Below are 17,587 nucleotides of genomic sequence, written 5' to 3' on the forward strand. Positions count from 1 at the left end.
CAAACAACATCCCGGCTCAGCTAGCAAGTCACATGCCGATACTCTGGATGCCGTGGTCACATCGCAAAGTATCCGGACGGCACTGATAGGCGCCGGCCCGAGGGGTACCAGCGTGCTGGAGCGGCTGCTGGCCAACTGGGCCGCCGGCGGGGCCGCCCAGGCCGGATCCCGCCTGCACATCGATGTGATCGATCCCCACCCGGCCGGTCCAGGGCATGTGTGGCAGCCGGGGCAGTCGCGCCTGTACCTGATGAATACGCAGTCGTTCTACCCCACCCTCATCCCGGAGGACCCGCAGCTGGCCGCGCCCGTGGCCGGCACGACCTTCGACCGCTGGCGGCAGCGTCAGCAGCAGGACCCCCTGCCCGCCCTGACGGAGGACGATCGTGCCGAACTCGCCGTCCTCGGATCCCGCGACTTCCCCAGTCGCGCGCTGTACGGCCGGTACCTCCGCTGCACGCTCGAGGAACTGCTCGCGGTAATGCCCGACGGCGTCACGGTGGATTTCCACGAAACGGCGGCAACCGCCGTGCGGCGCGTCGGTGACGGAACGTTCGACGTCGAACTGGCCGGCCACGGCACGCTCACCGCAGACTCGGTGGTTTTCGCCCTGGGCCACCTGGACTCCCGTCTCAGCCCGGAGCAGCGGCAGCTGCAGGCAGCCGCCGCCCAGCTGGGGCTGCGGTACTTTCCGCCCGCAATCCCCGCAGACGTCGACTGGTCCGCAGTCCCGGCCCGGGAACCCGTGCTGGTCCGCGGCATGGGACTGAACTTTTTCGATGTGATGGGCCAGCTCACCGAGGGGAGGGGCGGCAAATTCGTTGACGCCGGCGACACCCTCGAGTACCTGCCGTCGGGCCAGGAACCGCTGATCATCGCGGCATCCCGGCGTGGTACCCCGTACCGGGCCAAAGCCAGGCTGGAGGGCTACTACCCCGCGTCGGTGACCTTGCGGTACTGCACTGGGCCAGCGCTGCAGCGCTTCGAGTCGACAGGCATCACCCCGGCTTTCGACCATGACCTCTGGCCCCTCCTGCACCGCGATGCCCTGTGGGCCTACTACTCCACGCTGATGCGTTCGGACCCCGGCGCGGTGCCTGATCCCGCAGCGTTCCTTGACGAACTGGACGAGGCGCTGCACCCGCATGCGCACACCACGGCGAAGTGGGAGGAGACGGTCAGGGCCGTCGTGGAGAGCCATGTCCGGCCTGAACACAGGCTGGACCTGCTGAGCCTCGCCGCGCCGCTGGCGGAACGGACGTTCGAATCGCGTGCCGATCTGGATGCCGCCGTCGTCGACTACCTGCTGGACGACGCCCGCCGCTCGGCCCTTGGTGAGAGCGACCCCGTGAAAATGACCATCGGCGCGCTGCATCACGGCAGGGCGGTGCTGAAGTCTGTGGTGGCCGACGGCGGCATCACCGACGAGTCCTGGATCGCCGGGCTGCGTGGCTGGTTCGAGTCCTTCGTGGAGGGCCTCGCGAGCGGTCCGCCGGCGCTCCGGGCCGAGCAGCTGGCCGCGCTGGCACGGGCGGGGGTGGTCAGCTTCGTCGGGCCGGACCCCAAATTCGGCCTCGACCGGAAGGCCGGGCTCTTCACGGCCGCCTCACCGTGGGTGGCCGGCGGTGCCGCGGCGGCGCGCACGATGGTGGAGGCCCTGGCGCCGGCCAACCGCGTGACCGTTAACGAGTCGCCACTGCTGCAGCAGCTCCTCGCTGACGGCCTGGTGCGGCCGCGGACCATGATGACGGTGGAAGGGACTCCCGTGCAGGCCACGGGACTGGATGTCAGGCCGCACCCGTACCGCCCGGTGGCCGCCAACGGGAAAGTCTCCGGGCGGCTCTTCGTGCTGGGTCTGCAGCTTTCATCAAACCAATGGGGGACGGCCATCGCCGCAGAGGCCGTGCCGCAGGCCGGACCGGTCTACCCCAGCGGCCAGCGCACCCTGCGCGACGCCGACGAGATAGCCCGCGCCATCCTCGCCCTCTGAGGTTCCCAGCCCCTGAGGCTGAGGGACCCGGTGGAATCGAAAGGAACTCAGCCCTGCCCTGACTGGCCGGTGTCCGCCACGATTTTGAACATGGCACCGGTGGGGTCGGTCAGCGTGGCCAGCCGTCCAAAGGGAGTGTCATCGGGTCCGTCAACGACTGTTCCGCCCATGCTGACGGCTTTTTCGATGGACGCGTCGGCATCCCCCACGGCGAAGTAGACCTGCCAGCTGGACGGGACCTCGGCCGGGAGGTAGCCGGAGGCGTCCATGATGCCGGCCTTGGCGTCCGCGCCGGCCCCCAGCGTGGTGTACCGGAACTCCGGGGTATCGCTCATGACATCCGTGTCCCAGCCAAAGACCTCCCGGTAGAACTTCACCGCGGCGTCGTAGTCCTTGGTGTGCAGCTCGTGCCAGGCGGGCGCGCCCTCCTCGGCCACCAGCTCATATCCCTGCATTTCCCTCGGCTGCCACACTCCGACGGCGGCGCCGGAGACGTCGCCGAAGAATGCCATGTGGCCCTGCTCCGGGACGTCCATGGGCTCCACGTAGATTTCCCCGCCGTTTGCTGTGACAGCCGCGGCCGTGGCCACGGCATCGTCCGTGCGCAGGTACGTGGACCACATATCGGGCATGGCACCCTGGTCCGCAGGCTTCTGCATGATGCCCGCGACCATCTTGCCGTTCTTGTTTGCGGTGATGTAACCGCCGTATTTTTCCTCGTCACCGGTCTGGAATTCCCAGCCGAACAGATCGCCGTAGAACTGCTTTGCGGTGTCGGGGTTGGAAGTCATCAGGTCAATCCAGCAGGGCGCACCGGGCGTGATCTCAGGCGTGGGCATAGTCGGCTCCTGTTTGTGTGCCGCGGAAATGCATGTCCGCGGAGCAAGGGATGTTGAGACAGGACCGACACTATGTCGGGGCTATGACAGTTTCAATGGTTTCCGCCGTCAGGGGCGGTCGGAAAACGACGTTCCGGGCTCGTTGTCGTCGTCGGCCTCGACCCACTCGATGAAGTCCTTGAGGGACATGCACCAGTAGTAGTCCGAGTACCTCAGGCTCTGCTTCTCGGCCTTGCTCACGACGACTACCTTCCCCCAAAAACGGCGGCGGGTGTGGAACGGTGCCCTTATCTCGGAACCGGGGGCAGGAGCACCGTTGGTTCCTTCAAGTGAACGCCCTCAGGGGCGGTCCGCGCATGAGTGGTGCGTACTCGATTTTTCCGGGCACCGGTACTCGCCGGTACTTGTTTTCCGGTTCCGGGTACACGCTCTACCTGCACACGCAAAAGGCCGGTGGGACCAACCCTGCGGTCGGCCCCACCGGCCCTCATGGTGCGCACAGTGCGCCGCGCGGAAGGTAAGAGATTCGAACTCTTGGTACGGGGTTACCGCACACTGGTTTTCAAGACCAGCTCCTTCGGCCGCTCGGACAACCTTCCCTGACTAGTAGTGTTTCATAGGCAGTTGGCTGCAACAAAAACCGAAATGTGGCGGTTGCTGCCGCTGCGCACTATTTTTGGGGCAGGAATCAGCTAGAAATCGGGAGTTCTCCATGAAAGCCGTCTACATCTCCGAGCCGGGCGGGCCGGAAATGCTGGAAATCCGGGAGGTCCCGGCTCCCGTTCCCGGGCACGGCGAGGTCCTGATCGACGTGGTGGCGGCAGGCCTGAACCGCGCGGACGTGCATCAGCGGAAGGGCTTCTATCCGCCGCCGCCGGGCGCCTCGGAAGTTCCGGGGCTGGAAGTTTCCGGCCGCATCGCCGGTTTCGGTCCGGGTGTCACCAAACCCTTCTCCATCGGAGACAAGGTCGTGGCGTTGTTGGCCGGGGGCGGATATGCGCAGCAGGTCGCGGTCCGCTCGGAGCAGGTAGTCAGAATTCCCGACGGCGTTGACCTGGTCACCGCTGCGGCCCTCCCGGAGGTGGCCGCGACCGTCTACTCCAACCTCATCATGACCGCCCAGCTGCAGGCAGGTGAAACGGTCCTGGTCCACGGTGCCACCGGCGGGATCGGCACCATGGCCATCCAGTTTGCCAAGGCGATCGGGGCAACCGTAGCCACCACGGCCGGCACCGACGAGAAAGTCGGCACGGCCAAGGCTTTCCTGGGGGCCGACATCGCCATCAACTATGCGGAGGAGAATTTCGCCGAGAGCCTCCGTGCCCAGAACGGCGGCAAGGGCGCGGACGTGATCCTGGATGTCGTGGGTGCCAAGTATCTGCAGCAGAACGTCGACGCCCTGGCTGACTACGGCCGGCTCATCGTCATCGGACTCCAAGGCGGCACGAAGGGCGAACTGGACCTCGGACAGCTGCTGCGGAAACGCGCGGCCGTCGTCGCCACGGCGCTCCGGCCCCGGCCCGTGGAAGAGAAGGGCGCCATCATGACGGCCGTCCGGGACGCCGTGTGGCCTCTGATCGCCGACGGGCGGGTTCATCCCCTCGTGGACAAGACATTTCCTTTGGACCAGGTCAGGGCTGCCCACGAATACTTCGACGCGGGGGAACACGTAGGCAAGATCCTGCTGGTGGTTTAGTGTCCGTCCGGCACAGTCTCCTGGCCCTGCTGCACGACCGGCCGCGGTACGGCTACCAGCTCAGGAGCGAGTTCCACGACCGCACAGGCTCCGCCTGGCCGCTGAACATCGGACAGGTCTACACCACGCTTGACCGGCTGGAGCGTGACGGTCTGGTCCGGAAGGAAGGCGGCGACGGCGGCAACCAGGTGGTCTACGGCATCACCGATGATGGGGCCGGCCAGGTGCGGGCCTGGTTCTCCTCGCCCGTGGAGCGCAGCACGCCGCCCCGCAACGAACTGGCCATCAAGCTCTCCCTTGCCCTGACGCTGCCCGGAGTGGACGTGACCGCCATGATCCGGGTCCAGCGCGCAGCCTCACTGGCCGTGCTGCAGGAATACACCAAGTCCAGGCGGGACATGGCCGCCAGCCCGCGCAGCGCCGACCTCGCTGGGTTGCTGGTGCTGGATTCCCTGATCTTCCAGGCAGAGGCGGAGGTCCGCTGGCTGGACCTCTGCGAGGCGCGCATGGCGCAGTTGGCGCCAGCCTCGGTGACCGCTGAGCGCTGACCCATGACCGCTTGCCGCTTTGTCCGGCGGCACCCGGCGAGCGAGCGTATCGATTCGGGGCACCCGTTGGTAATGTGCGCTTGAGAGGGTTGTCACATTTTTTGATCTCAAGGAGGAGACATGAGCAGCATGCCTGGCGGCAGGGCTCGGACCGCGGACGATGATCTGGAACTGACACCGGACCCGTCACTCCCGCCGACCGCCGTGGATGACGCGGTCCGCGAAGCGGAAGAGAAGAAGTGGACTCCCACGAAGATTGCCGTCTGGGTGGCGATCGCGCTGCTGGGCGGCGTGGCCTGGTTCATGCTGGCGATCATTCGCGGAGAAACGGTCAACGCGATCTGGTTCGTGTTCGCCTCCGTCTGCACGTACCTGATCGGCTACCGCTTTTACTCGAAGGTGATCGAACGCTACATCACCCGGCCGAACGACCGCCGCGCCACTCCGGCCGAATACAAGGCGGACGGCAAGGACTATGTCCGTACGGACCGCAACGTCCTGTTCGGCCACCACTTCGCCGCCATCGCGGGCGCCGGTCCGCTCGTTGGACCCGTCATCGCCGCCCAGATGGGCTACCTCCCAGGCACCATCTGGATCATCATCGGCGTCGTGCTGGCCGGAGCCGTCCAGGACTACCTCGTCCTGTTCTTCTCGATGAGGCGCGGCGGCCGCTCCCTTGGCCAGATGGCCCGCGAGGAACTGGGCGTGATCGGCGGAACAGCCGCCCTCGTCGCGACGCTGCTGATCATGGTGATCATCGTCGCCATCCTCGCGCTTGTCGTCGTGAATGCGCTCGGCGAGAGCCCGTGGGGAGTCTTCTCGGTGGGAATGACCATCCCCATTGCCCTCTTCATGGGCGTCTACCTGCGCTTCATCAGGCCCGGCAAAGTCATGGAAGTTTCGCTGATCGGCTTCGTCCTGCTCATGGCAGCCATCATCGGGGGCGGCATGGTTGCCGAGACTGAGTGGGGCGCCGCGTTCTTCCACCTGGACAAGGTCACCATCGCGTGGGGCCTCATCGTTTACGGCTTTATCGCCGCGATCCTGCCCGTGTGGCTGCTCCTCGCTCCCCGCGACTACCTCTCCACGTTCATGAAGATCGGTGTCATCGTCATGCTGGCGCTGGCCATCATCGTGGTCCGCCCCGAAATCACGGTGCCGGCCTTCAGCGAGTTCGCCAGCCGCGAGAACGGTCCGGTGTTCCCCGGGGCGCTGTTCCCGTTCCTCTTCGTCACGATTGCCTGCGGCGCGCTGTCCGGCTTCCACGCACTGATCTCCTCCGGCACCACGCCGAAACTGATCGAAAAGGAACGCCAGACCCGCCTCATCGGCTACGGCGGCATGCTGATGGAATCCTTCGTGGCCATCATGGCCCTCGTGGCAGCGATCTCCATCGACCGCGGACTGTACTTCGCCATGAACTCGCCCGCCGCCCTGACCGGTGGAACCGTGGAAACCGCGGCCACCTGGGCGAACAGCCTCGGGCTCTCGGGCGTGAACCTGACACCGGACCTCCTGTCGCAGACGGCGGCCAACGTCGGTGAGGAAAGCATTGTCTCCCGCACCGGCGGCGCACCCACACTGGCCGTGGGGCTGGCCCACATCATGCAGCAGTTCATCGGCGGCACCGCCATGATGGCGTTTTGGTACCACTTCGCCATCATGTTCGAGGCTCTGTTCATCCTGACCGCAGTGGACGCCGGAACCCGCGTTGCCCGCTTCATGCTGCAGGACTCCATCGGCAACTTCGTCCCTAAGTTCAAGGAGCACTCGTGGCGGCCGGGAGCCTGGCTCTGCACGGCGATCATGGTCGGTGCATGGGGCGCGGTGCTGCTGATGGGCGTCACCGACCCGCTGGGCGGCATCAACACCCTGTTCCCGCTGTTCGGCATCGCGAACCAGCTGCTTGCCGCCATCGCCCTTTCGGTATGCATGGCCATCGCGGCCAAACGCGGCTCCTTCAAGTACCTGTGGATTGTTGCCCTGCCGCTGGCCTTCGCGGCCGTGGTCACCATCACCGCCAGCTTCCACAAGATCTTCTCCCCAGTGCCGGCCGTCGGCTACTTCGCCAACAACGCGGCCTTCTCCCGGGCACTGGCGGACGGCAAGACGGAATTCGGCACCGCGAAGACCGTTGCCGCCATGGAAGCCGTGGTCCGCAACACCATGATCCAAGGGTGGCTGTCGGTGATCTTCGTACTGCTGAGCATCATCGTCATCATCACGGCCATCATCGCCACCGTGAAGGCCTTCCGCCATGAGGCCGCCGGCCTGGATCACGCGGACCATGAAGACCCGGCGGTGGCGTCAAGGGGCTACGCGCCCGCAGGGCTGATTCCGACTCCCGCCGAGCGTGAACTGATGGCCGAGTGGAACAAACTTCCGGCGGATCTGCGGCTTGAGAAGTCTGCCCACCACTGATGCGGAGCCGGTCATGAACGCGATAGCAGAAGGGCTCCGGGGCTTCGCCCGGTACCTCGGCGGAGTGATGGGGGCCGACGCCTACCAGAAATACCTGGAGCACCACTTCGCCTCCGGGCACCTGGCCCAGCCGATGACGGAGCGTGAATTCTGGCGGGACAGGACGGACCGCCAGGACAGCAACCCGCAAGGACGGTGCTGCTGACCATGGCTGATCCCTCCGCCGCGCTGTCGATCCGCAGGATCGGGCCGGAGGATGGTGCATCGCTCAATGCCCTGGCGGAGACGGACAACCTGTTCGATGAAGATCCCGCCGTGGCGCCGTCGGGCGCGTTAACGCCCGACGGCGCGTGGGACTTCCTGGCGGATCCCACCGTCCTGTTCTGGCTGGCTCAGGCGGAAAACCGGACGGTGGGCTTCCTGCATTGCTGCGTGCAACGCCGTCGTACTGCCGGCCCATGGGCCGAACTGCTCCTCATGGAGATGGGCACCCACGCCGACTACCGCAGGCAGGGCATCGGGCGCGCCCTGATCGGCGCCATGGAGGACTGGATGCGTGCCAACGGGGTGCGCGACGTTTGGGTTCCCGCCAACACCTCTGCCGTCGGCTTCTACCGGAAATGCGGTTTCGCTACGGACGAAGGCGAAATCCTGGTCAAGGAGCTTCATTGACTGGACTCCGCGTTCCGGGCTCATGAGAGTATGAACGCATGACCGATCCGAACGACACTCAAACCAGCCCTGCGGATGCCTCCGGCGACGGCCTCCAGGCAGCGCGGCCAGGTGACGATGTCCCCGTGGAGGGCACCCCCGTGGAGGTTGAGGCAATCCCTGCCAATGGCGACAGTCCCGCGGATCCGGCCAAGCCGAGGGGAAGCAGCCTCCAGGACCTCGTGGACGAGCCGGCCAAGGTGATGCGCATCGGCACCATGATCCGCCAGCTGCTCGAGGAGGTGAAGTCTGCACCGCTTGACGACGCCGCGCGGGGCAGGCTTGCCGAGATCCACGAGCGCTCCATCAAAGAGCTTGAGGACGGCCTGGCCCCCGAGCTCGTGGACGAACTGGAACGGATCAGCCTGCCTTTCCCGGACGACGGGACGCCATCCGATGCCGAACTCCGCATTGCCCAGGCCCAGCTCGTCGGCTGGCTGGAAGGACTGTTCCACGGCATCCAGACAGCGATAGCAGCCCAGCACGCGGCACGGGAACACGCCATGGCGCAGATGCAGCTGAAGCAGCTTCCTCCCGGGACGGTCATCGCGCCCGGGGTAGTCATCGGCGAGAACGGCGAACCGCAGCGGGCCAAGGCCCCGCAGCAGCCAGGCCCGGATCCGCTAAAGCCGGGCCGGCAGGAAGAACCTGACCACGGCCCGGGCCAGTACCTGTAGGTCCGGCTTGGGGTTCTTCACTGCTGCCCGGCAAGGGCGGAAAGACGACGCCGAACTCGGTAAGGGGCTATGGCGCCGTGCCAACGACCGCTTCCACAGGGGTCTGGACCGCTACCACCAGGTCCTTGAGGGCGTGGAGGATGAGCAGCTGTATGCCGAGCTGGTCGACATAGCCAACCAGCTGGCGGAATTGTCCGGCCGTGTCCGGAGAGTCTGCGTCGAGGCCCAGCTGCGTTCCCCAAGCGACGGGCTGGACATCCCGCACTCACTGTCCGGTGTCCACCGCGCGCTGTCGAAGGCGGGAAATTCCCTGGCCGCAACGGCAGAGGCGGCAGCGATGCTGCGGCTTGCGGTCGGCCCGGTTCCCGTGGGGGCAGCCTCCGTGTGGAGGCGGGCAGAGACCGTCTTCGAACAGGTGGCGGATGCTGAGCGGCTGCTTGCCGAATCCTGAGTCCCTCAAAAAAATTCCCGCCACCGGGCATTAAGCGCCTAGCTTAGCTGCCGGGCATTGGCTGCATCCCGGCGGGAGTGTTGGCAGGATGGATGAATGACTCCTTCACCGACACTGACATTCAATGACGGAAACACGATTCCCCAGCTCGGCTACGGGGTGTGGCAGGTGGAAGACGACGTTGCCGAAAAGGTCGTCTTCCAGGCATTCCAGGCGGGGTTCCGCCACATCGACACCGCCAGGATTTACGGCAATGAGTCCGGGGTGGGCCGTGCCATCGCCGGTTCCGGGCTGTCGCCGGAGGAACTCTTCATCACCACCAAGCTGTGGAACTCCGACCAGGGCTACGAATCAACGCTTGCGGCGTTCGAGGAATCCATGGAGCGCCTGGGACTCGAGACGCTGGACCTGTACCTGATCCACTGGCTCCAGCCGAAACAGGACAAGTACGTGGACACCTGGAAGGCCCTGATTGAGCTGCAGCAGCGCGGCCGGGTGAAGTCCATTGGCGTTTCCAACTTCACGGTCGAGGGACTGCAGCGCATCATCGACGAAACCGGAGTGGTGCCCGCCATCAACCAGGTGGAACTGCACCCCTTCTTCAACCAGGCCGAGCTCCGCGAGTTCAATGCCTCGCAGGGCATTCTGACCCAAGCCTGGTCGCCGCTGGGTCAGGGCGGCGAGCTGCTGGAGGATGCCACCATCACCGCCATCGCGGAGAAGCACGGCGCCACGCCCGCCCAGGTGGTTATCGCCTGGCACCTGGCCATCGGCAACGTGGTGATCCCCAAGTCCGTCACCGAGTCGCGGATCCGCGAGAACTATGCGGCTCTGAACATCACCCTGGACGCCGGGGACGTAGAAGCCATCAACGGCCTGGACCGCACGGCCGCCGGAACGGGACGCATCGGACCTGATCCGGCCGTCTCTGACTTCGCCTGATCTCAGTCACGACTCCCGCCGCGCGGGCCCTGCACCGCTGAAACTGCCCTTGCGGCAGCACCATTCAACGGGGCGGGGCCCGCGTGAGCCACGGCGTGCGCGGCCCGGGCGCACGTCCCGTCAGGCGGCCGCTTGCTGCTGACGGATGGTCACGGCGTCAATTGTGGCCCAGTCGTCCTCACAGGACAGGCAACGGCTCATGAACCGCTCGGCGGCGGCAGAGGTATCAAAAACCTCAGTCCGAATCCGGCCGCTGTCGGCTTCGAAGAATGTGACGTGGAATTCCTGATTCATTTCCATGACTCCATGGTGCAACCGGGGTCTGACATTTTTTGTTCTTCAGTCCGGTGTGTTGCGCAGCCGAAGCACCCGCTGCTTCGCAAGCTCCGCCGTCCGCTGGCTCCGTTCAGCGGCCCGGGCGGCTTGCTTTGCCTCTGCTGCTGCCGCCTCGCGGTCCTTTCGGACGGCCTCCAGCGAGGTCTCCAATCCCTTTAGCCGTTGCCTGGCCTCCCGGACCTCCGCCGTCAGCCGGGTGAACTCCGCGGACGCCTCCTGGAAGGTTTCCTCCCGGCTTTCAGCCTCCGTCGCGGCTGCCGTCGCCGCCGTCTCGGCCTCCGCGAGGGCGGCAAGGGCTTTATCCAGGATGGAGGGCGACGGCGGACGGGGCGTCCGTCCCACCGCCTGGAGGCGCGGCTTCTGCGGCTCGTCCGCAGGCTGTCGCCTTGGTTTCGTCGGCTGCCTCGGCCGCCCGCCGGCCGCGCGCGGAGTTTCCGGTTCCGGTCCTGCTGGCATCGGCTGCGGCGGGGCGGGCGGCTCGGGCAATTGCCCGAGCCCGGAAGGAACGGCGACCGCGCCTTCGAGATCAACCCGGTCCACGCCGTCGGCCGTAAGAACCCGGAGAAGCATGCCGCTCTGGACGGCAGCGGCCGCAGCAGCGTCGGCTGTGGCCGCCCGCAGCGTCTCTTCCACTTCAGAGGCCACCGCGCCGCTGATGGCCCGGCCCTGCTGCTCTGCAGCGAGCCGGGCGGCGCTGACGGCTTCGGCGAGGAGCTTGCGCCGCTCCCGGGACAGCTCCCGCAGGGCCGCGGCATCGAGCGCGGCCTGCGCGCCCTGCATCGTCTCCCCAAGGTTCCGCAGCTGCCGCACGGCCTCCGGCATGTGGTGCGCCAGCATGTTAACCGCCCAAGCCGCGGCTGAGGGTTTGGGTAGGGCTTTGATGGCCTGGGAGAGGGGCCGGTTGGATTCGGCCGCGGCGGCTTTCGCAGCGGCGGTGCGGGCTGTCACGAATTCGTCGAAGGGCAGGGCGTACAGGCGCCCGGCGACGTCGGCAAGCTCCTGCTCTTCCATGAAGGCCATCTTAGGACGGCGGCGATCGCCGCATCGCACCACGCGGTGAACGGATTTCGTGTAAGGATTCCGCGCCCCAAAGGGCCGACGACGGCTGGGGGGACACCGCCCTGGTCTCAGACAGGCGGCACCGCCGCCGGCCCAGCCCCGGTGATCCACTTCCTATTATCCTCCCTGTTGAGGCGGTGAAACAGCTTGGCGGCCAACATCATTCATGGCCGCGGGTCCCTAGCCGCGGGTGGTTGGCGATCAGGTCGCTGGTACCGCCGGACGTGCTTCTATAGGGCGGCCAGCAGTTTCCGCATTTCCTGGATTTCGGCTTCCTGTGCGCTCACAATGTCCTTGCTGAGTTTGACCGCATCCATGTTCTTACCGGCAGTGTTCTCGGTCTTGGCCATAACGATCGCGCCTTCATGGTGGGCGATCATCTGCTGCAGGAAGAGCCGGGCAGCCTCCCTTCCCTGGGCGGCGTCGAGCTTCTTGAGGTCCTCATCGCCCACCATGCCGCCCATACTGTGGCTGCTGTGACCGGAGGGCATCTGTGTGGGTTCGTTCCAGCTCTGGAGCCAACCGGTCATCAGATCAATTTCCGGGTCCTGGGCCGCCCGGATCTTGGTGGCCAGGGCCGCCACCTCGGCAGGAATGTCCTGCTTCCTCAGCATCATGTCGCTCATGTCCACGGCTTGGGCATGGTGCGGGATCATCATCTGGGCGAACGCGACGTCCGCAGCGTTGTGATCGGTGGCGGAGTCCGGGGCGCCGGTGGAAGGTGCGCTGGAGGAAGTGCCGCCGTGGTCCATGCCGGGCATGGACGTGCCCGAGGATCCGGTGCCGGATCCGTTGGCGCAGCCGGCCAGGGCAAGGGCTGCGGCGATGGCTGTGACGGAAAGGGGGAGAAGCTTCTTATTCATGGCAAATCAGGTCCTTCAAATCATCATGGGCGCATGGTGCGCCGGGAGGTGCGCATCAGGGGCTGTGGGCTGATGGCCCGGACGGGCCGCAGCAAGGGATTGCGCGGGAACGGTCATTTCCGGCGCAAACATCCTGCTTTACGTCCTGCTGATGGACAGCTCACCCGGCGACGGACTGCCGGGTAGATAGGGATAGGACCCGGGGAGGGCCGCGTGCACGCCTGCGTTGGAGACGGCGCCGAAAACGGCCGTGCCCGGCACCGGGACGGTCAGCGACCCGGTCTTCCCTGACGGGGTACAGGACACCGTCATCGAGTGCATGCCCGCGCAGTTGCCGGAGCAGGCGCACTCCTCGGCGGATACGCCGTCAGCATTGTGCCCGCCCGAAGAATGGTGGCCAGAAGACGTGCCGGGGGTGCCATGCGCCGCATGAGCACCAACCGCTGTGGATCCTGCATGGTCCGTCGCAGCGTGCGCAGCTGTGAGGGCGGCAGGGGAATGCATGCCGTGGCTCCCCGTGATCACGTGCATGCCCAGGATTCCGGCGAGGACGGCAAGGATTCCGACCAGCAGCCCCGTGCGGCAGAAGAACGCAAACGCGGCGTGCCAGCGGGATGCGGCCATGATGCTCCTCCTTCCGTTCGGGCTGGTGCTTAGGCTACCGGCCTTGACCGAGTGGCCGGTGCTTTAGCGCCGGTGGGTCAACGAACTGCGGCGGGGTTGAGTTTCACCCGCCGCAGCAGCTGGGCATTGAGCGCAACCACGATGGTGGAGGCGGACATCAGCACCGCGCCCGCGGCAGGGGAGAGGACGACGCCGGCAAAGGCCAGCAGTCCGGCGGCCAGCGGGACGGAAATGATGTTGTAGCCGGTGGCCCAGACCAGGTTTTGCCACATCTTCCGGTAGCTGGCGCGGGACAGATCGACCATCGACAGGACCGCCCGGGGGTCGTTGCCTGCCAGCACCACCCCGGCTGATTCCATCGCCACATCAGTACCGGCACCAATGGCGATGCCGACCTCCGCCCTGGCCAGTGCCGGGGAGTCGTTCACGCCGTCACCAACCATGGCTACCCTCATCCCGCGTGCCTGCAGCTCCGCGACCTTCTTGTCCTTGTCGGCGGGCAGGACCTCGGCGAAGACCTCGTCGATGTTTAGCTCGGCGGCGACGGCGGCGGCGACCTGGTGGGCGTCGCCCGTGATCATGGCGACCTTGATGCCCCGTCTTTGTAGGGCCGCGACAGCCTGGCGTGATTCTTCCCGGACCGCGTCTTCCAAGCTCACAGCGCCCAGAATCCGGTTTCCGTCCACGATGTGCAGCACGGCTGCACCTCGGTCCATCCACGTTCGGGTGGCCGCTGACAGGGCTTCGGGTTCCGTGCTGCGCAGTTCCTTCAGCAGCGACGGGCCGCCGACTTGGACTGTCCGGCCCCCGACGGTGGCGCGGACGCCCCGGCCTGTCATGGACGTGAAGCCTGTCGCCCGCGGGAGGTCCAGGCCCTGCTGGCGGGCCGCCCGCACGATGGCGCGCGCCACAGGGTGTTCGCTGTCGGACTCGACGGCAGCGGCCAGGGCCAGCAGTTCCCCACGGCTGATGCTGTCCGCAGCGGCAACGTCTTTGAGCTCCGGTGCGCCCTTGGTCAGGGTGCCGGTTTTGTCGAAGAGGACGACGTCGACGGTGCGCATGCGCTCCAGGGCCATCCGGTTCTTGATCAGTACGCCTGCGCGGGCCGCCTGCTCGGTGGAGATGGCGATAACCAAGGGGATGGCCAGGCCCAGGGCGTGGGGGCATGCGATGACCAGTACGGTCACGGTCCGCGTGACGGCATCCGGAACACTGCCCAGCAGCGTCCAGCCGATGAAGGTGATGGCACCGGCAGCCGTTGCGAAGTAGAAGAGGAAGGCCGCGGCCCGGTCGGCCAGCGCCTGGGCTTTGGAGGATGAGGCCTGCGCCTCGGCAACCAGGCGCTGGATGCCGGCCAGCGCGGTGTCATCTCCCACGGCGGTAACGCGGACCCTGACCGTGTTGTCAGTGGCGATCGTTCCGGCGACCACGGAATCACCGGCGGACCGGAGCACGGTCTTGGATTCGCCGGTGATCATTGACTCGTCGAATTCGGCCTGGCCGTCGATGATGGTGCCGTCTGCGGGCATGCGGGCGCCGGAACGAACCAGCACCGTATCCCCGGGCTGAAGGTCTGTGACGCTGACCGTTTCCGGGCCCGTGGAGGTAATGCGTTCGGCCTCATCGGGCAGCAGGGCGGCCAGTGCGTCGAGGGCGCCCCGGGCGGAGCCGAGGGCGCGCATTTCGATCCAGTGGCCCAGCAGCATGATGGCCACCAGCAGGGCCAGCTCCCACCAGAAGTCCAGATCGAAGCCGCCGATCCCGAGGCTTGTCACCCAGGAAGCAACGAAGGCAACCGTAATGGCCATGCCGATCAGCAGCATCATGCCTGGCTTCCGGGTCCTCATCTCGTTCAGGCCGCCTTTGAGGAATGGCTGGCCTCCGTAGAGGAAAATCACCGTCCCCAGGACGGGAGGGATCCAGGTCGAGCCCGGGAATTCGGGCGGCATGTAGCCGAGCAGATGTCCGAACATCGGGCTGAAGTACACCACCGGCACAGACAGGACGAGTGTCAGCCAGAACCTGTCCTTGAACATGGCCGTGCTGTGCCCTGCGTGCTGGCCGTGGCTGTGCACCACATGGTCATCCTGAGGGCCGTGGCCTGCGTGGCTGTGGCGTCCGGGCGCGGTTGCCAGCGCCGCCGGCGGGGACGCCGCGCCGCTGCCGGCGTCGTATGCAGTGGGGTCGTGGTGGTTATGGTGCTGAGTGTGGTCTTCCATGGTTCCTCCCTCTGAGGATGCGGGCTGTCCTGCAGACAGGATCTCCCAGGACAGCGGACCGGATTAGCGGGGGACCAGGCTGTACCCGGTGGAGGCGACGGCGTCACGGACCGCCTCGCGGGGAGCAGATCCGGAGATGACCAGGCGGGAGCGGCCGCCGGGGACGAGGTCTACAGATGCGGCTTCCACGCCCTTCACCGAGGCGATGGCCCGCTGAACTGTCACGACGCAGTGACTGCACGTCAGCCCTTCAAGGGCGTATTCGGTACCTCGGGTGGCAGCCAGGGATTCTGTCGGCTCATGTGAGCAGCAGCTGCAGCCCGAGCCGGCGGACACCAGTTGGAGTTCTTTACGGGATTCATTTCCGCGCATGTCAGTTCCATATCCTTGAGAAGAAGTTATGGTCGCTGGGGTTGAACGGCTGTGACGGCGATGCGATGCACCGGCCTGGACATACCACTTCACTGACAACACCTCTAATATACCCCCAGGGGGTATCAGTGGCAAGTGTCTGGCGCCCTGAACCTGTTCCGCACCGCCCAGTTGCTCGCCCTGGGTTTCACCTCAAAACCGGCGGTTCTCAACAGCGTGGCCCTGGCCATCGGCGTGAACGCCGGCCTGTGCCGCGCCGCGGCGCTGGCTGTAGCGCTTTCCTCCGCGAACCAGCCCCAACGAAAGCTGTGAACTCCATCGCACCGCCGCCCGCCGACAACGACGGTGCCAAGCTGGCAGGCGGCTAGGCTCGACCTGTGATGAGTTCGCAGAACGACGACGAACGCTACGTCGTCCGCCGGTGGTGGAGGGGGAGATCACTGCCTTGGGCGGCCCTGGTTGTTGTCTCCATAGTCCTGACAGGCATCGCCCTGGAGCGGACTGCATTCTTTTTATACGAACCTGTCCCGGCGTTTATTGAGCGGCTGCGCGTGGGCAGGCTGTTCATGCTGGCGGGGTCTGCCGCGTCCATTGCAGCAGCGGTCTGGTCACAGATCCGGAGCTACCCGCTTTGGGTAACGATCTGCGTGGCCGCGCCCGCAGTGCTGACCGGCATGGCAACGATGATCACGACGCCCCCGTCTCTGACTCCACAGCTCGCCGGTCTCGTCGCCCTGCCGGCGGCCCTGGCAGGGCTGGTCGGAGGGCTGCTTTTTCGGCGCCAAGGGAAGATCCAGCCTGGTCATGCGTCAGGCACATGCCAGTGAACACACCTACTGATTTCATCGGCGGCAGCCTGATCAGTCGTCCGCGCCCGGGACCGGCCAGTGTGCGGCGATGGCTCAAATGATCAGACAGAATCACGAATTGCCGGTGAACTGCGGCTGAATACCAGCCTCGAATGCGACTACGCATGTTTCCTGGTGTGGGGGCGGGGAGTGCTTTGTCCGAATCCCCGCACGTGGACTGATGCGTCCACCCGTTCCCGAAAGAAAACTAGACCATGATTGAGGCTCTCGGCCTGACCAAGAGGCGCTGGCCGCAGTTCAGAGGGCGCGAATGGCGTCTGGGTGACGCTCTCTCCGTGCCAGCCCTCGGACTACAGCCAGTCCACCGTGTCGACGCACCGCAAGCTGCGCCAAGACCGTTGCGACTTCCTCGTAGGCCTTCTGCGGCAGATCCGGCCCGCTTTTGTCTCCCACGCTGACGGCAAGGTCATCGAGGTGAACGACCAATTCCACCAGGCGCGTCCTCAGATACTCCTCCACCGTCACGACGACGCCGTTAAGGACTTCGATACGCTGGTCCATCACCGCTTCATTGAGACGCGTGGACAACCGTTGACGCGCTTCCCCGACTTGCCGGGCCAGGGACTCCGGTCCGACTGAAGCAGCCTCCCGGGAGCGGGCGCGCACAGCTCGGTGGAAGTCGCTGTCGACAGGGTCGTGTACACCCAGCACAGCAACCATGTATCCAGCGGCGTCGGTGACCTTAGTGTTGTCGGCGGCGGGTGCGTTGAGGTACTTCTCAACTGTCAGCACGCCACGCGCCAGGTGCCCAGTCAGGCCGGCGACGGTGTACCCCTCAAGGGCACTGGAGTCCTCCCAGTGCCTGGCTACAGCCTCAGTGCAGAGTGCCACCTCAACGCGTTCAGCCGCAGCCAAGAATGTACTGAGGACGCTGGGCGATGAACTAGTCACACCAACTCCGATTCCGCTGTCCCATGACTCCTACTCCGGAGGGTCGATGCCGCTGCCATTGCTCGCGGACCTCCCCAGA

The 17,587-nt window shown here is 66.0% G+C and carries 20 protein-coding genes and 1 tRNA gene; 11 read left to right on the top strand and 10 right to left on the bottom strand.

Annotation, left to right across the window (positions count from 1 at the left end; translation table 11 throughout):
- Nucleotides 1-52: 52 nt before the first annotated feature.
- Nucleotides 53-1,990, top strand: coding sequence for an FAD/NAD(P)-binding protein (locus tag ACIP90_RS13915; RefSeq protein ID WP_400579967.1), 1,938 nt, complete (start codon nucleotides 53-55; stop codon nucleotides 1,988-1,990).
- A 47-nt stretch (nucleotides 1,991-2,037) separates the two neighbouring features.
- Here the strand turns inward: ACIP90_RS13915 and ACIP90_RS13920 are convergent, their stop codons facing one another.
- The 3 genes from ACIP90_RS13920 to ACIP90_RS13930 form a co-directional block, all read right to left on the bottom strand.
- On the bottom strand, nucleotides 2,038-2,829 hold the full coding sequence (locus ACIP90_RS13920; protein WP_400579969.1) for a VOC family protein: 792 nt from the start codon (nucleotides 2,827-2,829) through the stop codon (nucleotides 2,038-2,040).
- Nucleotides 2,830-2,937: 108 nt separating this feature from the next.
- The gene (locus ACIP90_RS13925) at nucleotides 2,938-3,069 is read right to left on the bottom strand and encodes a hypothetical protein (RefSeq protein ID WP_400579971.1); all 132 of its coding nucleotides are present in this window, start codon (nucleotides 3,067-3,069) and stop codon (nucleotides 2,938-2,940) included.
- Between the two features lie 271 nt (nucleotides 3,070-3,340).
- Nucleotides 3,341-3,428: transfer RNA gene (locus ACIP90_RS13930), tRNA-Ser, on the bottom strand.
- A 113-nt stretch (nucleotides 3,429-3,541) separates the two neighbouring features.
- On the opposite strand from ACIP90_RS13930, the gene ACIP90_RS13935 reads away from it, so the two are divergent.
- From ACIP90_RS13935 to ACIP90_RS13970, 8 genes are all read left to right on the top strand, one after another.
- Nucleotides 3,542-4,525, top strand: a complete 984-nt coding sequence (locus ACIP90_RS13935) for an NAD(P)H-quinone oxidoreductase (protein WP_400579973.1) — start codon at nucleotides 3,542-3,544, stop codon at nucleotides 4,523-4,525.
- On the top strand, nucleotides 4,525-5,073 hold the full coding sequence (locus ACIP90_RS13940; protein ID WP_400579975.1) for a PadR family transcriptional regulator: 549 nt from the start codon (nucleotides 4,525-4,527) through the stop codon (nucleotides 5,071-5,073). The genes ACIP90_RS13935 and ACIP90_RS13940 overlap by 1 nt, the downstream gene beginning before the upstream one ends.
- A gap of 120 nt (nucleotides 5,074-5,193) precedes the next feature.
- A complete protein-coding gene (locus ACIP90_RS13945) occupies nucleotides 5,194-7,494 on the top strand; it encodes a carbon starvation CstA family protein (RefSeq protein WP_400579977.1) in 2,301 nt (766 codons plus the stop codon).
- A gap of 13 nt (nucleotides 7,495-7,507) precedes the next feature.
- On the top strand, nucleotides 7,508-7,699 hold the full coding sequence (locus ACIP90_RS13950) for a YbdD/YjiX family protein (protein WP_400579978.1): 192 nt from the start codon (nucleotides 7,508-7,510) through the stop codon (nucleotides 7,697-7,699).
- Between the two features lie 2 nt (nucleotides 7,700-7,701).
- Nucleotides 7,702-8,166: a GNAT family N-acetyltransferase gene (locus ACIP90_RS13955; protein WP_400579979.1), complete on the top strand. Its 465-nt coding sequence runs from the start codon at nucleotides 7,702-7,704 to the stop codon at nucleotides 8,164-8,166.
- A gap of 38 nt (nucleotides 8,167-8,204) precedes the next feature.
- Nucleotides 8,205-8,882: a bacterial proteasome activator family protein gene (locus ACIP90_RS13960; protein WP_400579981.1), complete on the top strand. Its 678-nt coding sequence runs from the start codon at nucleotides 8,205-8,207 to the stop codon at nucleotides 8,880-8,882.
- A 7-nt stretch (nucleotides 8,883-8,889) separates the two neighbouring features.
- Nucleotides 8,890-9,333, top strand: a complete 444-nt coding sequence (locus tag ACIP90_RS13965; protein ID WP_400579982.1) for a hypothetical protein — start codon at nucleotides 8,890-8,892, stop codon at nucleotides 9,331-9,333.
- Between the two features lie 96 nt (nucleotides 9,334-9,429).
- Nucleotides 9,430-10,275, top strand: coding sequence for an aldo/keto reductase (locus ACIP90_RS13970; protein ID WP_400579984.1), 846 nt, complete (start codon nucleotides 9,430-9,432; stop codon nucleotides 10,273-10,275).
- A 120-nt stretch (nucleotides 10,276-10,395) separates the two neighbouring features.
- On the opposite strand, the gene ACIP90_RS13975 is transcribed toward ACIP90_RS13970, so the two are convergent.
- The 6 genes from ACIP90_RS13975 to ACIP90_RS14000 form a co-directional block, all read right to left on the bottom strand.
- Nucleotides 10,396-10,575 (bottom strand): hypothetical protein, encoded by a 180-nt coding sequence (locus ACIP90_RS13975; RefSeq protein ID WP_400579986.1) that lies wholly within the window; start codon nucleotides 10,573-10,575, stop codon nucleotides 10,396-10,398.
- A gap of 39 nt (nucleotides 10,576-10,614) precedes the next feature.
- Nucleotides 10,615-11,622 (bottom strand): hypothetical protein, encoded by a 1,008-nt coding sequence (locus ACIP90_RS13980; RefSeq protein WP_400579988.1) that lies wholly within the window; start codon nucleotides 11,620-11,622, stop codon nucleotides 10,615-10,617.
- A 278-nt stretch (nucleotides 11,623-11,900) separates the two neighbouring features.
- On the bottom strand, nucleotides 11,901-12,533 hold the full coding sequence (locus tag ACIP90_RS13985) for a DUF305 domain-containing protein (protein ID WP_400579989.1): 633 nt from the start codon (nucleotides 12,531-12,533) through the stop codon (nucleotides 11,901-11,903).
- Nucleotides 12,534-12,671: 138 nt separating this feature from the next.
- A complete protein-coding gene (locus ACIP90_RS13990; protein WP_400579990.1) occupies nucleotides 12,672-13,157 on the bottom strand; it encodes a hypothetical protein in 486 nt (161 codons plus the stop codon).
- A 77-nt stretch (nucleotides 13,158-13,234) separates the two neighbouring features.
- A complete protein-coding gene (locus ACIP90_RS13995; protein WP_400579992.1) occupies nucleotides 13,235-15,376 on the bottom strand; it encodes a heavy metal translocating P-type ATPase in 2,142 nt (713 codons plus the stop codon).
- Between the two features lie 63 nt (nucleotides 15,377-15,439).
- Nucleotides 15,440-15,748 carry a heavy-metal-associated domain-containing protein gene (locus ACIP90_RS14000; protein ID WP_400579993.1) on the bottom strand — a complete coding sequence of 103 codons (309 nt, stop codon included), beginning with the start codon at nucleotides 15,746-15,748 and terminating at the stop codon, nucleotides 15,440-15,442.
- Between the two features lie 135 nt (nucleotides 15,749-15,883).
- Between ACIP90_RS14000 and ACIP90_RS14005 the strand changes: the two genes are divergently transcribed.
- Complete coding sequence (locus tag ACIP90_RS14005; RefSeq protein ID WP_400579995.1) at nucleotides 15,884-16,060, top strand: hypothetical protein; 177 nt, start codon at nucleotides 15,884-15,886, stop codon at nucleotides 16,058-16,060.
- 65 nt (nucleotides 16,061-16,125) lie between these two features.
- Entirely contained in the window at nucleotides 16,126-16,575 is a 450-nt protein-coding gene (locus ACIP90_RS14010) for a hypothetical protein (protein ID WP_400579996.1), read from the top strand.
- 279 nt (nucleotides 16,576-16,854) lie between these two features.
- Here the strand turns inward: ACIP90_RS14010 and ACIP90_RS14015 are convergent, their stop codons facing one another.
- The gene (locus ACIP90_RS14015) at nucleotides 16,855-17,508 is read right to left on the bottom strand and encodes a maleylpyruvate isomerase N-terminal domain-containing protein (protein ID WP_400579998.1); all 654 of its coding nucleotides are present in this window, start codon (nucleotides 17,506-17,508) and stop codon (nucleotides 16,855-16,857) included.
- Nucleotides 17,509-17,587 lie beyond the last annotated feature (79 nt).

This window comes from Arthrobacter sp. NPDC093139 (genome assembly GCF_044754165.1).
In the GTDB taxonomy this organism is placed as follows: Bacteria; Actinomycetota; Actinomycetes; order Actinomycetales; family Micrococcaceae; genus Arthrobacter.